The organism is Nostoc sp. WHI, assembly GCF_015714725.1.
GTDB lineage: Bacteria > Cyanobacteriota > Cyanobacteriia > Cyanobacteriales > Nostocaceae > Nostoc.
This window is the reverse complement of record NZ_WBKM01000332.1, coordinates 13,017-28,204: the sequence shown is the minus strand read 5'-3', so window position 1 is coordinate 28,204 and position 15,188 is coordinate 13,017. Positions and strand designations below refer to the sequence as shown.

Sequence of the window (15,188 nt, the reverse complement as noted above, 5' to 3'; positions counted from 1 at the left end):
GGGGAGCAGGGAGCAGGGGGACAAGGGGGACAAGGGAGAATAACTAATGTCCCATGCCCAATGCCCAATGCCCAATGCCCCATTAATTGTTATGAATAAAACCGACTGTCCCTGTAAAGAGAAACAGTCGGTTGAAGATCGATGATGGTGAGCCTAATTTAAGCTTCCTTATCAAAAAAGCCTTGAATTTGTCTTAAAGCCGCAGCGCCAATATTAAACACTGCCCAGCTAGCAGCAATGGCGATTGGTGCTAAAACGATCGCTATACGGAAATCGATAGAATCCATATCTAGAACCCCTCTTTTAAGTAAAAATTAAAGTTTTGTCAACTGCTCTCATTTTTATTTTTAGCTGAAGTGGGCAATTTTTCCCACTCTATATGTAAAGAATGTTTAAATTATTGGGCATTGGGCATTGGGCATTGGGCATTGGGCATTGGGCATTGGACATTGGACATTGTCCCCCTGCTCCCTGCTTCCTGCCCCCTGCTCCCTAAGCCTTACTAAAACCAATATCAGTACCCTTACCTGCATGAACTAAAGCTAACTTTTGGTAACGTTTAGCGTGTTCAATCAGTTCTGCGGCTTCAACGTCTGTTACTTGGCGTAACACTTTGCCAGGAATACCGACAACCAGAGACAGAGGCGGTACATTTTTAGTTACTACTGCGCCAGCACCAATAATACTACCAGCGCCCACTCGTACCCCATCTAAAATCACTGCGCCAATACCAATCAAACTTCCACCCTCGATGTAGGCGGAATGTACTACAGCGCGATGCCCTACGGTAACATGATCTTCTAAAATTGTCGGAAAACCAGGATCACCATGTAGAATTGCCCCATCTTGAATATTTGTGCATTCCCCAATCTCAATGCGTTCAACATCTCCCCTAACCACTGCTCCATACCAAATGCTCACTCCTGCTGCTATATTTACCGAACCCATAACAACAGCATTGGCTGCGATGAAGGCAGCTTGAGAAAAATCGGGAGATGTCCAGTAAGAAGCGGTAGACACGATAGAATATAAATATGGTATCCAGTAACACTGGCAAAACTCCAACCTTTGAGGCTGGTTGCATAACCAGGATATCACAGCGTCAAGCCTCTACGCTGAGGAAAACACTAGTAAACAATGTTTCTGCGGTAACTCTGTGTATATGCAGCAGTGAGCAAGTAACCCAAAGTAGTGGAGCCGAAGTGTATAATTCAACCCACTAGTGGTGGTGAAGACAAAATTATGTTTGTACGCACTTCATGATGAATCTAGGTTTGCAGTACCCAATGTTTGGGCCTGAAATACAGTGTCCCCATTGTCGCCAGACTATTCCGGCGCTGACATTAACAGATACCTATTTGTGTTCGCGTCATGGCGCTTTTGAAGCTAATCCTAAAAATGGAGAGTTAATCCATTTGCAATCGGGGCGTCATTGGCGGAGGTGGAATAATGAATGGTATAGACAGCATACTCATCCCGATGGTATTCGGTTTGAAATTCACGAAGCATTGGACAAGCTGTATACCCAAGGCTATCGAGCAACAAGAGTGATCATTGCACGACGCTATCAGGAATTGATGGGTGGCTACTTAGAACGCAGTACACCTTGGCGTTCAGGAGTGCCAGAACATACGTCTGCCCGTTTGTACGGCTTACCCGTAGAGTTTAGCTCCGATACTTCAGAAGATCCCTGCTGGGAAGTAATCAATTTTGACTTGGAAAAAGAGCCTGGCGTTCCTGTGCGCTACCCTTATTTCAGGTTGTTTGAGTAATTGATCAGTAATTAGTGCTGAGTCCTGAGTCCTGAGTCCTGAAGGAGAAGAAGAGTAATTGCACTCAATTAAAAAGTTTTCAATATTTAGGATTTAGGTGCAAGGTCTTACTCGGCACTCAGTACTCAGCACTCAGCACTATTGTCTTATGCACCATGCTTCTATTCGGACAGCGAATATTCATAGAGCGATCGCTTTCTACGAATATTTAGGGTTTACAATTTCAGAACGTTTTACCACAGGCTACACCCTTGCTTGCTGGATGGAAGGATTGGGCGGCAGAATTGAACTGATCCAAATTCCCGAACCAAAACCAGCCCCAGATGCCTTTGCTGACGAACATTATGTGGGATATTATCATCTATCCTTTGATTTAACTGAGATTACACCAGATTTGCCTAGCTGGTTGACAAATTTACAAGAACGTGTAGCACTAGCTGCTGAGAGTCAACCCGAAGAATTACAACCGTTGAAGGTACTTTTGGAACCGACACAACAGCAAATAGGCGATCGCATTTACGAAGTGGCTTTTATTGCTGATACCGATGGCTTACCTCTGGAATTCATTCGAGTTTTAGCAAAACTCCCATAATTTAGCTTTTTTATTACCTTTGTTGCTAATATATTGTTTTTCTGTATTGTTGCCGAGGTGACAGATTTTTTTGCCAGATTAAAAATGGTTACTCTCCAGAATAAATATGTAACTTAATATTTGCTAAGTATATGTATGGATTTTCCAGATTTTATAATATCCCTCGCCGTTATTACTTTTAAGCTTATGGCTAGTAGCGGTTTTTTGTTGAATAATTAACCTGCTCATAGCCAATATGCAACTGCATCTAACAAAGAAAAATACCAATCAACCTTGCTAGCAAAAAGAATAATGTCCTCAACACTGACAGAAAATGTCCACAAGACAGTGCTGGAGAATGGTTTAACTGTCCTGACAAAGGAAGTGCATACTGCGCCAGTAGTAACGGTGCAGGTGTGGTACAAGGTTGGCTCACGCAACGAAGAACCGGGCGTGAATGGGATTGCCCACCAGTTGGAACACATGATGTTTAAAGGCACTCTAAATCGTCCGATTCAATTTGGACGTTTGTTTAGTGCTTTAGGTAGTGATTCTAATGCTTTCACCAGCTATGACCAAACTGCATATTATGGTACTGTGGAACGAAACAAGCTGAAAGCGCTCTTAGTGCTAGAAGCAGACAGAATGCAAAATTCCCAGATTGAGCCAGAACAATTGGCCAGTGAAAAGCGGGTAGTAATTTCTGAGTTGCAGGGTTACGAAAACAGCCCAGAATATCGCCTCAATCGCGCCGTCATGCAGGCGGTGTTTCCCAATCATGCTTATGGGTTGCCTGTAGGTGGCACTAAAGCTGATGTCGAGAAATTTGAGGTTGAGCAGGTACAAAGATATTACCGCAATTTTTACAGTCCCGATAATGCCGTCCTAATAATTGTCGGAGATTTTCAAACTGCAAACACCCTTGAAACAATTAAAGAAGTATTTGGCAAACTAGCGAAGAGAGTGAGGAGTGAGGAGTTAGGAGTGAGGAGTGAGGAGTTAGGAGTCAGGAGTAAAAATACTTTTACCTCATATTATTCCTCAATCAGCACTCAGCACTCAGCACGGGCTAAACGCCCCGTTACCGCTAACAGCACTCCCATAGTATTGCGAGAACCGGGAGCAGGGCGGCTGTTACAAGTTGTGTATCCGCTACCGGATGCGAATCAACCGGATGTGCCGGCGCTGGATGTAATGGATTACATCTTGACAGAGGGACGGAATTCTAGACTTTATCAGGAATTGGTGGAATCAGGTTTAGCTAGTGAAGTTACAGCATCCGTTACTAGTTTGCGAGAATCTGGCTGGTATGAGGTGTTAGTGACGGCTGGATCTAAACAAGATTTGAAAAAAATTGACTCAGTGTTGAGTAGTGCGATCGCCAATGTAGCAGAAAAAGGTGTGACATCAGAAGAAGTAGAACGAGCCAAAACCCAATTAATAGCAGATGTAATTTTGAGTAACCGTGATATCACTTCTCAAGCAATGCGATTGGGCAATGATGAAACAACTGCTGGTGATTATCACTATACAGATCGCTATTTGGCAGCTGTCAGTCTAGTGAAGCCGACGGATATTGTTGCTGTAATTAACAAATACTTGACAAAAGAAGCACGGACAGTAGGTTTTTTTGAACCTACCCAGAATCAGATAGCAGAAGTTGGTAACAAACCAGACACAGCCCAAACTACAGAGAATTTCTCTCCTAGTGCACCTGTGCTTTTTTCCGAGGTGGTGAAGTACTTACCACCTGTGGATTCGATAAAAGATGCGATCGCGCGAGTATTACCAGAGCAGTTTAAATTTACCAATGGACTGCGGATATTACTGTTACCTGATAATAGTACTCCCACTGTTACCCTGAGCGGACATATTGAAGCTGGGACAGAATTTGATCCAGATAATCAAGCTGGACTGGCTGCTTTTGTAGCCGAGAATTTGCTAAATGGCACTAACAGCAAGGATGTCTTAACTATTGCCAAAATCTTGGCAGAACGAGGAGCGAGTTTAGACTTTGAAGTATATCGAGAAGGTGTGCATATTGAAGGTGATAGTTTAGCTCTTGATTTGCCCATACTCCTAGAGATATTGGCAGATGTTGTTCAAAATAGTAACTTTCCAGTCAAAGATTTAGAACTGTATCGTCAACAAACTTTAACTGATCTGCAACATGAATTAGATGAGCCATCAGAAGTAGCCAGAAGAATATTTGTTCAGTCAATTTACCCGAAAAAACATCCCTTACACACCTTTCCCACAGAGGAGAGTTTACAGCAGATTCAGCGCCAGGATGTGATTGATTTCAAAGCTAAACATTATCGTCCAGATACAACAGTGTTAGCGCTGGTGGGAGATTTTGATCTAGACAAAGTGCGATCGCTGATTGAAAATAAGTTTGGTAGTTGGGAAGTTAGCGGCCAAGCACCCACATTAAAATATCCCACTGTGTTAATGCCGGACAAAATAGTGAGTGTCAACCCAGTGTTACCTGGTAAAACCCAGGCTGTAACTTATATGGGTTACATAGGCATTAACCGTTATGATCCTCGATTTCATGCAGCCTTAGTATTGAACCAGATTTTGGGAGGTGATACCTTATCTAGTAGACTAGGTGCAGAAGTGCGCGATCGCCAAGGTTTGAGTTATGGAATTTATAGCTACTTCCAAGCTCTTAAGAATGCAGGGACATTTTTAATTGAGATGCAAACTAGTCCAGAAGATAGCATGAAAGCGATCGCTAGCACCCGCCAAATTCTCCAGCAAATCCATCAACAAGGCGTCACCCCACTAGAAGTAGAAACAGCTAAACGCACCCTCATCAGCAACTACAATGTTTCCCTAGCAAACCCAGAAGAATTAACAGATAGAATTCTGATCAATGAGGTGTACGGACTGGATAAAGTAGAATTGCACTCCTTCACTGATAAAATCCAGAAAGTCACTCTTGACCAAGTTAATCAAGCAGCTCGTGAGTTGCTCCATCCAGATAAAATCGTGGTCGTTACTGCTGGGCCATCTGTGTTAGCAGAGAAAAGTATTATTTGCTAATTGGGGACAAATGACAAATGACAACAATTAATCTAGCTCATCAGGATTTACGCCTAACTGACGCAAACGTTCTGTTAATTGTTCTGCCTTTTGTCTTGCTTGAGCCGCTTCTTGTTTAGCCGTAGCCGCCTCTTGTTTAGCCGTAGACGCCTCTTGTTTAGCTGTAGCCGCCTCTTGTTTAGCCGTAGCCGCTTCTTCTGTGGGTAGTGGAATTAATTCTCCTGCTAAGGTAAACCACCTTAACCACAACTTAGGAATATCTTGAAATGACCCCTGCCATAATCCCAAACTTAAACCCAATTCTGGCATTGGTAAACGTTCTTCAGTCAAATTCATCGGTTCATAGTGACCACCGACTAACTGAAAAGCTTGGAGTTCATCAGTATAGCGACTAAAAACAATATAGTAGGGAATCCGCAAAATTCGTTCATAAACTTCCCATTTGCTAGGAGGTTTAGAGTCCGCGTTTTTTTTCATACCTAAATCTTCCGCTTCTGTACCTGGAGATAATAATTCCACTACCACAAAAGGATTTGCTGGTTCTTGCCAAGTTACATAACTTAAACGCAAGTCATCCCCTTTGTAGAGTTTTGATACTCCTACCACACCAAACCAATCTGGACGCTTATACCATAAAGGATGCTGGAGATCATAGTAGAGATTAAGGTCAGCAGCGCTGTAAACTAATTCTGGATTCCAGATAGTGGGTTGAAAAGTTAAGTATAAAAGTAAAGGCTGTAAAAAGTGAAAATCGTCTGGCAAACCTGGTTCCTCTGGGTTGTCACTTGGTAAATCATACATCGTTGGTAGGGTTTCCCAAGGAGGAAGGGGAGGATCAGATTGAGGGATAAAGGGAGGAGAGGAGGTCATAAGGAGTTTAAGAGGAAAGTATGCAGCCAAAAATAAGTTATGGCACTTTTGATTCAAATTCAACACATTAAGAGTAGGCGAATGTGTTATTCTATATACGTTAGCGGCTAAACTGGAAAAATCCCGGTTAGGGATTAAAATAACTTAAATATAGATATTATTTCTCAAGTAATCTAGAAAAAGCCTTGATAGTTGAGCGGCAGAGCCATAAGTGATTATTAATTTCCTATGAACATTTTCAGTAACTTACTTTCTCAAACAACTAAGCCTGCAACTGGGAGAAAACAGAGCCGAGGAATTGAAATTAAATCGCCGCGTGAAATTGAAATCATGCGGCAAGCATCCATAATTGTGGCAACTGTTCTAAAAGAAATTTCCGAGTTAGTAAAGCCAGGAATGACTACAGCTAATTTGGATGCTTATGCAGAAAAACGCATCCGCGAAATGGGTGCAACACCAAGTTTTAAAGGATATCACGGTTTTCCAGGTTCTATCTGTTCGAGTATTAATAATGAAGCAGTACATGGTATTCCTAGCCACAAGAAAGTGATTCGGGTGGGGGATTTATTAAAGGTAGATACAGGCGCTTATTACCAAGGCTTTCATGGTGATTCTTGCATTTCAATTGCTGTCGGTGAAGTAACTAGAGAAGCCGCTAAACTAATTTGCGTAGCAGAGGAAGCTTTATACAAGGGCATTGAACAAGTTAAGGCGGGTGCATACTTACTTGACTTAGCTGGAGCAATTGAAGACCATGTAAAAGTTAACGGTTTTAGTATAGTGGAAGAGTTTACTGGACACGGTGTTGGTCGTAACCTGCACGAAGAACCTTCAGTATTTAATTACCGTACCCGCGAGATGCCAAATGTTAAACTTCGTGCTGGGATGACGCTGGCAATTGAACCAATTTTAAATGCGGGTTCTAGACACACGCGGACGTTATCTGACCGTTGGACTGCGGTAACTGTGGATAATTCTTTGTCGGCTCAGTTTGAGCATACTGTGTTGGTGACAGAGACTGGTTATGAGATTTTGACTGACCGTTCTAAGGTGTAAAATTTGGTTCTTTATTTTTTAACGCAAAGGTTCGCGGAGGGAACCGCAAAGGAACGCAGAGAATAAGGACTTAGAGGGGAAGTTTAGTTTTGGATTATTTGACTGGTAGCTGCATAATTAGTTTTATAAATAGGAAGCGTTTCTTTAGCTTGTATAGAGACAGAAGTATTTTCTGGAATCGCTTCTAATAAATTGATTGCTTGTTCCCATTTGTCTTTTGCTTGCTGTTTCTCTAATACTGAATAAGGGGAATTTTGTATAAGTAAATTAGCTTCTATTGCTAATTTTTTGGCTAATTCTAAGTTTGCTAAGGCTTGCTTTTCAACTAAGACTCTTTGACTAATAGCGTTATAGTTAGTCCGATAGTAAGCCAATTTATTCTTTGCCTGCTTATAAACTGATGTTTTATTAGGAATACTATCTAACAAGTTTATTGCCTGATACCATTTAGTTTCTGCTTGTTGCCAGACTTTTAGAGAATGCGGTGGATTTTGAACCAGAGAAGCAGCCTCCATACCGAGTTTTTGAGCAGATTTAAAGTTGCCGATGGCTGCGCCAACGTCTGGGACGAACGCACTTCCTTTTGGAGTTAAACTTAGACTGAACTGCTGTAATTGTGGACTTTGCTCTTTAATTTTCCAACCTCCAAAACCTAAGATTAATAAACTGGAGGCTATAATCAAAGCCGAACGGATTATTTTTTGTGTCGAAAACTTTGATACTATTTCTACATGCTGGATGATGATTGGTTGTTTACTACTTTCCTGTTCAATGTTTTTCAAGGCTTGTTCTGCCTGTTCCCTTAAAATGTTACCCTGAATAATCAAAGTAGGAATTTGTTCTTGGAAAACATCACAATCATTGAGAATATCTGTTAATTCTTGAAATTTACCATCACTCGATATAATTAATTCGTGGTCATCATCTAACCACTCTAAAGCGAAGCCAGATTTACCATAAAAAGCAGACACTCCTAGTAATATAGTTAGTAAACTATGACTAGTTTTAATAGTAGTAAAAATATAATTTAATTTTTGCTGTAATTGTAATAGCTCATTTTGAACATTGCTTATTTTTTGAATTTGATGCTCTAAAATATTAGAACTTTCCGAGACTAAGTTAATCTTTAAGCTTTCACCAATTGCTTGAAAATTTGCGGATAGACTTAAATGATTAATATCAGAATTTAGTTGGTTGGCCAACTGAACATCACTGAGAATATCCGCAGCTATTGCCTGCAAAAAATAACCCCATTCAATCCAGTAATCAATTTTTGTTTGTAAATCAGTTAATGAAATTTTAGTTGCTGGGTGGCCAAATTTTTCTGCGATCGCTGGATCTATTAATCCAATATTAGGTATAAATAAACTAGCTACTGTATCTATTCGAGGAAGTGTTGCGATCGCAGAACTTTTGATGTTCTCAAATGTCAATTCCTGAGCAATTAATTTTTTAATATTCCGTAGTTGCTCCTGAGCGTTATTGATCAGGATAATTTGTTCCATGATTTCATTAGAATCACCAATACTCAGTTTGAGACTCTGAATCAGTTTTGGCAGTTCACTAACAAGTACTTCTAGGTTAGCCATAAATACCGCTTGGGGATTTGTCGAAAGTTTATGTAAAACAATTAAAATGGCTTGAGTAAGAACGTAATCACGTCTGTTACATCTGAGCATCCTAGTTGAGTCACAAATCTCAGGAGCTATAAAATGTATAATTCCCGGAAATCCTGCTAAAGTAACAATTTAAGTTTCAGAATCTCAGAGAAAGACAAAACTACCCATTCACTAACCTATGAATGAAGTTGATCTAGCATTTACCCCAGCACTAGAGTTGGCGCAATTAATCCGTCGCCGGGAAGTATCACCGCTAGAGTTGGTGGAAATATATTTAGAAAGGATTGGGCAGTTAAATCCCCAATTAGGAAGTTATTTTACGGTGATGGCAGAAGAAGCGATCGCAGATGCTAAAGCCAAAACAGAATTATTGACAACTACCTCAGAATTACCGCCATTTTTTGGTGTGCCAATTTCCATTAAAGACCTCAACGCTGTAGCAGGTGTTACCTGTACTTATGGAAATCCGGCATTATTGAACAATATTCCTAACTATGATGATGGCGTTGTGACGCGGATTAAGCAAGCTGGATTTACTATTCTCGGTAAAACAGCCACTTCCGAATTAGGTTCATTACCTTACACCGAACCTACGAGTTTTCCCCCAGCCAGGAATCCGTGGAATTTAGAATACACCTCTGGCGGTTCCAGTGGTGGCGCGGCGGCGGCGGTAGCAGCAGGATTATGTGCGATCGCTCAAGGTTCTGATGGCGGCGGTTCGATTCGGGGGCCTGCGGCTTGTTGTGGTTTGGTGGGAATCAAGCCATCAAGGGGCAGGGTGAGTAAAGCACCCGTAGGCGAACGCCTGGCTGGAATTGCCGCCAACGGCCCCATCGCCCGGACTGTCGCTGATGCTGCTGCCCTTTTGGATGCCATGTCTGGCTATATCACAGGCGATCCTTACTGGTTGCCAGATCCCGAACCATCATTTCTCGCCGCCACTCAAACAAAACTCGGTGCTTTGCGAATTGCTTTTGACACTAGCATTTTTCCTTTGGGAGAAGCTGACGCTAATTGTCAGCAAGGTGTCCTCCAAACAGTCGAATTATTAGAACAACTCGGTCATCAAGTTGAACAGAAATCCCCAGATTTTAGCGGTTTAATTGAACCATTTCAAATCGTTTGGCAAGCTGGGGTAGCGGCGTCAGGACTTCCTGTTGAAGCCTTGCAGCCAGTGAATCGCTGGCTATTTGCACGTACAGGTTCCGTTGCTGAGTATATGCAAGCAGTTTCCCAAATGCAGATAGCAGTACGGCAGATTGTGGCGTTTTTCGATACCGTGGATGTGCTGATATTGCCAGTTTATTTACATTCACCCATCCGCGTTGGGGAATGGGCTTCTCTCAGTCCAGAAGAGACATTCCAAAATATTATTCAATGGGTTGCGCCTTGTCCGCCTGCTAATGCAACTGGACAACCTGCGATCGCAATTCCTGTAGGCTTTGATAGTAATGGTTTACCCATTAGTGTACAGCTAATTGGCAAACCTGCGGCTGAAGCTACCTTGATCAGCCTAGCAGCACAATTAGAAGCGGCTAACCCTTGGATTGGGCATCGTCCAGCCTTGGCAACATAATGCCAAAATTCTCAAAATGAAAACTACATATTCACTCTAGTTATTTTTCGGAACTTTATTAAGGAACTTCATCTTGAGTAAAAGTTAAGCAGATAGAAACATTCCTGAAATAAACTGGAGTAAGATCCTATTACAGCCAGTGAACAGAGATTAATTCTATGCCTACTGCACTTTTAAAAAATGGTGAGACTATCCAAGTCCCCGTAGAAGATTTGGAGCAGTTCATTCAAGAGAATGAAGAAAACATAGTAGTTCAGCACGTCAAGCGCCGGGGAAAGCTTAGAAGTAAGTTGGCTGAGGTTGAGAATGTTACAGTTCAGCAATAGATATTGAATATGTAAGTCACTTACTTACACATATCTATTGCATTGTGATATAATAAATTTGTGGAGCAAGAAAAAAGCCTAGCAGTAAGTGACTTACCACCAGGCTTAAAGCATAGATACAGAAAGTATCTAGTTCTTCATCCAAAATAGTGCTATAAGCGCTAAGTTATTTAATAAAGCTAACATTAGCAGCGCAAAGCACCCTAGCAAAAGGGAAGTTACCATTGTTTTCCTCTTGTAAGAGATTAATAGCTCCTCTCTGGACAAGAGGAGCTATTACAATTATAGACTATATTTTGAGTTTTGCATCCATTTTTTTCGGCCTATTTAATTAAAATAAAAATCCTAATTAGGTTCAAAATTTTTATCAAGGAAGGCAGGAGGCAGAGGGCAGGAGGCAGGAGGAAAACTGCCCTTTGCCTCCTGCCGCGACTATAGGGTCTTGGGTTTAAGACCCCCACTGAACTTCGTTTCAGTGGCAAAGAGTTAGGAGGGGTCTGAATCCCCTTCTGACTTCTGCCTCCTGCCTCCTTCAATGCTTGTAGATTTAGTTCATCAATAGAATACTGATAGTTCATTAATACATTGCTTACAAAAGCAGCAAGTTTTTACTAACGTCCTGGTTGCAGAGAGCGCGAAACAGCGACCGGGCAAAAGCTACGAACTAATGCGATCGCCTGTTCAAAAGTTATCGCGGGGCATCCCCCTTGGATGAGAGACTTTCGGTAAAAAGTCTATTTATCTGATAATGGGCAAGCCTCCCTTCTAAATTGGATATTAAGCGAAGGTAGCAGCTTAAAGTTTAAAGATCCCGGATAGGAAATATTGCTCTGCCCCTACGGAAATATATGGTTAAATTAACTGAAAATAGCTGTAAGTAATTAAAATCAATATTCATGAAGAATATTCCCCAACCGAATTCGCACAATAAAAATATTTCTGCTCCCAAAGGGTTTGGAAGTCGATACCCCAATATTGACCAGTTGTTTGCCCAAGCAGTCAACTGCCATCAGCAGCAGCAGTTTGACCAGGCACTAACTGCCTATCGACAGGTTTTAGCCATTAATCCCAAATATATAGATGCCCTGACGAATTTGGGAAGTCTGCTTAAACGCTTGGGACAGGTTGAGGAAGCGATCGCAATCTATCGCCAAGGATTAGCGTTAAAACCTGAGAGTGCAGAAACTTGGTTTAACCTGGGCAATGCCCTCCAAGAGATCGGGCAATTAGAGGCAGCAGAATCAGCCTTCCAGCAGGCAGTACAGCTCAAACCGAATTTGGGTATTGCCCACTTCAAGTTAGGAAAAGTTCTCCAAGAACAGGAAAAATTGACCCAGGCAGCAGACTGCTATCAACAAGCCATTAATTTGATGCCGGATTCCGCCCAAGCTTACACTAACTTGGGCAACGTCCTCAAAGGGCTGGGTCAATTAGAGGCAGCCGTCGCTCACCATCGCCAAGCACTGCAACTGCAACCTAACTCGGCACAGACATACTACAATCTGGGAAATGCCCTCGCTGCCCAAGAGGAATACGAAGCAGCTACAGCAGCCTATCAGCAGGCACTCCAACTCAAACCAGACTGGGCCGAAGCCCTGTTAAATCTGGGGGTTGCGTGTATTGCTTTGGAGAATTTCGAGCAGGCAGAGCAAGCTTTAAAACAGGCTGTGGTTCTGAAAAGTGACTTAATCTTAGCCCACTTCCATCTAGGCAAACTGCTACAGAAACAGGGCAACATTGCTGCTGCTGAAGTCCATTTTCGCCAATATTGGCAGCTTCAACCTGATGAGCCAAAAGCCTGGGAAGCTTTTCTTTCATCTCTCCAAATTCAGGGGAAACACTCTGAATCCATTGCCCTGTTGCAGGATCACCTCAAAAGCCACCCTGATCAAGCGATCGCTCACTACTATCTGGGCACTATATACAACAATATTAATCGTTTCCCTGAGGCAATCTCGCACCTACAGCAAGCATTGCAACTTGACTCTAGCCTAGCAATTGCCCACAATAATCTGGGTTATGCCTTCATTCAAAGCGGGCAATTGAGTGCAGGGATTGACAGTTGTCTACGGGCAATTGAGATTCAGCCTAATTTAGCGATCGCTTATCTCAACCACGGCCTTGCCCTAAATAACCAAGGCAGAGTTTCAGAAGCGATCGCCTTGTTCCAAGAAACCCTGCGGATTGACCCCGACTACCACCCAGCTAACACCAACCTGCTGTATGCACTCAATTATTCGCCAGCTTACAGCCCCGCCGCAGTTGCCGCAGCCCACCACCAGTGGGGTCAGCAAGTCACAAGGCTGACGCAGAAAGTTTTGCATCAGAAGTTATCATCCAAACTTGATTTCAAATCCAAAATCCAAAATCCAAAATCTAAAATTCTTCGTGTGGGTTACGTCTCGCCAGACTTGCGCCAACACTCAGTGGTCTACTTTTTCGAGCCAATTCTTAGCCATCACGACTCTACCCAAGTAGAAACTTTTTGCTATGCCAATGTTCCTAATCCAGATGCAGTTACCCAACGACTCCGTGGCTTATCCCAGCACTGGCAGGACGTTTACAATATGGACGATGACCAATTAGCCGATCTAGTGCGATTTGATGGCATTGACATTTTGGTAGATTTGGCTGGTCACACTGGTAGCAACCGCTTGCTGATGTTTAACCGCCAGCCCGCCCCCATTCAAGTTACTTACTTGGGCTATCCTAATACCACGGGCTTGGTGAACATGGATTACCGCCTCACTGATAATTGGGCTGACCCCCCCGGTTTGACGGATGACTATTACACTGAGAAACTCATCCGCCTACCTCGCTGCTTTTTGTGTTACCAGCCCTCCCCCACAGCCCCGGCGGTGATCGACTTACCAGCTAAGAGTATGGGGCGAATTACCTTTGGTTGCTTCAACAACCTGCCCAAAATTACCCCAGAAGTGATTGCTTTGTGGTCAAAAATTCTTCAGTCAGTGCCGAATTCTCGGATAATCCTCAAGATTCGCTGGTTCGATGATCAACCAACCTGCGATCGCTATCTATCACTGTTTGCCGACTGTGGCATTGACAGCCGGCGAGTGAAGTTAATTGGCGTGATTCCAGACCCCAATCACCACCTCGCTTTTTATGGCAACATTGACATTGCCCTCGACCCCTTTCCCTACCACGGTACAACAACCACCTGCGAGGCTCTATGGATGGGTGTTCCAGTTATTACTCTAGCTGGACAGACCCATGTTAGCCGGGTGGGAGTTAGCTTGCTGACCACTGTAGGGCTACCAGAGTTGATTGCCTACACTCCCGAAGAGTATGTGGATAAGGCAGTAGCTTTGGCATCTGATCTGCCTACATTGAGCCAGTTGCGGGCTAATCTCCGACAACAAGTAGCGGCTTCTCCTCTGTGCGATGCTGTTGCCCATACCCAGGCTATGGAAGCCATCTATCGACAGTTTTGGCAGCAGTTTGTTCAACTCGCAGATTAATACTATTTCTTTTAGGGTTGATATTTTGGCAACTACCTTTAGATAGATAGGGTAAACACTATGCGGTTTATCATGACAAATCACTTGGTAGTAATGAAAAAATCTAACCTGCATATTGAATTGATTTTGTCAATATGTAATCCCTAGCATTGCTTAATAAATCAGCAAGCCCTTCTCTAGACTGAATCTAGATTCATGCTTTGAGTAGATGCAGTTATGACTTTGCAAATGTGATCATGTATATGTTCTCAAACAATAGATAGTTGCTGTTATTCAGATAAAAAAATCAGATTTTATCCGACCTCAGTAGCTTTGGATGTTATCCAATTGTTTGATGTTTTGAGAAGGTAACACAATGAATAAAATCCTAAAACGCACACTTCTACCCGGCCTCATGGCTGCAAGTTTAGCTGGTATGACCATAGTTCCCGCCAAACCAGCTGCTGCTGATGACCAAGTACTACGAGATGCAGGTATTGGGGCTGTTACCAATGTGGTAACCGGAGCTGTTAGAGGAAATGGTAGTGTGTTAGGCAATGCTGTTAAAGGTGGTGTCACTGGTGCAGCCGTCAATGGCGCTAATGGTCTTAGAAGCAATCGCAATCGCCGTAACCGGAACATTGGTCAAGATGTCGGAGTCGGTGCAGGGGCTAGCGCAGTGACCGGTGTAATTACTGGCGATGGCAGAGATACCCTTGGTAATGCTGTTGATGGTGCAGCTGTAGGTGCAGCAATCCATCTTTTGACCAATGGCAAATAATCCCTAATTTTTCAGCTGAGATATTTTCCAACCGTTAACGGTTTGCACTTGCAAAGACTATGAACTTATCCTTACCTTAATTTCTCTCCTTGTAGGATGAGCAAACCCAAC

Annotated in this window: 12 protein-coding genes; 8 read left to right on the top strand and 4 right to left on the bottom strand. The window is 42.8% G+C overall.

The features are described 5' to 3' along the window. Window positions 1-158 precede the first annotated feature (158 nt). Together F8S12_RS34080 and F8S12_RS34075 are read right to left on the bottom strand one after the other, a co-directional pair. Window positions 159-287: a photosystem II protein Y gene (locus tag F8S12_RS34080; protein WP_196520680.1), complete on the bottom strand. Its 129-nt coding sequence runs from the start codon at window positions 285-287 to the stop codon at window positions 159-161. A 205-nt stretch (window positions 288-492) separates the two neighbouring features. After that, the gene (locus tag F8S12_RS34075; protein ID WP_196520679.1) at window positions 493-1,020 is read right to left on the bottom strand and encodes a gamma carbonic anhydrase family protein; all 528 of its coding nucleotides are present in this window, start codon (window positions 1,018-1,020) and stop codon (window positions 493-495) included. A gap of 242 nt (window positions 1,021-1,262) precedes the next feature. Between F8S12_RS34075 and F8S12_RS34070 the strand changes: the two genes are divergently transcribed. From F8S12_RS34070 to F8S12_RS34060, 3 genes are all read left to right on the top strand, one after another. Then, window positions 1,263-1,772: a TIGR02652 family protein gene (locus F8S12_RS34070; RefSeq protein ID WP_442946846.1), complete on the top strand. Its 510-nt coding sequence runs from the start codon at window positions 1,263-1,265 to the stop codon at window positions 1,770-1,772. Between the two features lie 148 nt (window positions 1,773-1,920). Further along, the gene (locus F8S12_RS34065) at window positions 1,921-2,364 is read left to right on the top strand and encodes a VOC family protein (RefSeq protein WP_196520677.1); all 444 of its coding nucleotides are present in this window, start codon (window positions 1,921-1,923) and stop codon (window positions 2,362-2,364) included. Window positions 2,365-2,655: 291 nt separating this feature from the next. Then, window positions 2,656-5,391 carry a M16 family metallopeptidase gene (locus F8S12_RS34060; protein ID WP_196520676.1) on the top strand — a complete coding sequence of 912 codons (2,736 nt, stop codon included), beginning with the start codon at window positions 2,656-2,658 and terminating at the stop codon, window positions 5,389-5,391. A gap of 27 nt (window positions 5,392-5,418) precedes the next feature. On the opposite strand, the gene F8S12_RS34055 is transcribed toward F8S12_RS34060, so the two are convergent. Continuing rightward, window positions 5,419-6,261, bottom strand: coding sequence for a Uma2 family endonuclease (locus F8S12_RS34055; protein WP_196520675.1), 843 nt, complete (start codon window positions 6,259-6,261; stop codon window positions 5,419-5,421). 228 nt (window positions 6,262-6,489) lie between these two features. Between F8S12_RS34055 and map the strand changes: the two genes are divergently transcribed. Continuing rightward, the gene (gene map / locus F8S12_RS34050) at window positions 6,490-7,317 is read left to right on the top strand and encodes a type I methionyl aminopeptidase (protein WP_196520674.1); all 828 of its coding nucleotides are present in this window, start codon (window positions 6,490-6,492) and stop codon (window positions 7,315-7,317) included. Between the two features lie 83 nt (window positions 7,318-7,400). Here the strand turns inward: map and F8S12_RS34045 are convergent, their stop codons facing one another. After that, a complete protein-coding gene (locus F8S12_RS34045; protein ID WP_230968462.1) occupies window positions 7,401-8,996 on the bottom strand; it encodes a hypothetical protein in 1,596 nt (531 codons plus the stop codon). Between the two features lie 118 nt (window positions 8,997-9,114). Here F8S12_RS34045 and F8S12_RS34040 point away from each other — a divergent pair, with 118 nt between their 5' ends. The 4 genes from F8S12_RS34040 to F8S12_RS34025 all read left to right on the top strand — a co-directional run bounded on the left by F8S12_RS34040 (window position 9,115) and on the right by F8S12_RS34025 (window position 15,077). Beyond that, complete coding sequence (locus F8S12_RS34040; protein ID WP_196520673.1) at window positions 9,115-10,512, top strand: amidase; 1,398 nt, start codon at window positions 9,115-9,117, stop codon at window positions 10,510-10,512. A 158-nt stretch (window positions 10,513-10,670) separates the two neighbouring features. After that, window positions 10,671-10,838, top strand: coding sequence for a hypothetical protein (locus F8S12_RS34035; protein ID WP_196520672.1), 168 nt, complete (start codon window positions 10,671-10,673; stop codon window positions 10,836-10,838). An 896-nt stretch (window positions 10,839-11,734) separates the two neighbouring features. Beyond that, window positions 11,735-14,317 carry a tetratricopeptide repeat protein gene (locus F8S12_RS34030; protein ID WP_196520671.1) on the top strand — a complete coding sequence of 861 codons (2,583 nt, stop codon included), beginning with the start codon at window positions 11,735-11,737 and terminating at the stop codon, window positions 14,315-14,317. Between the two features lie 355 nt (window positions 14,318-14,672). Further along, window positions 14,673-15,077: a hypothetical protein gene (locus tag F8S12_RS34025; RefSeq protein WP_196520670.1), complete on the top strand. Its 405-nt coding sequence runs from the start codon at window positions 14,673-14,675 to the stop codon at window positions 15,075-15,077. Window positions 15,078-15,188 lie beyond the last annotated feature (111 nt).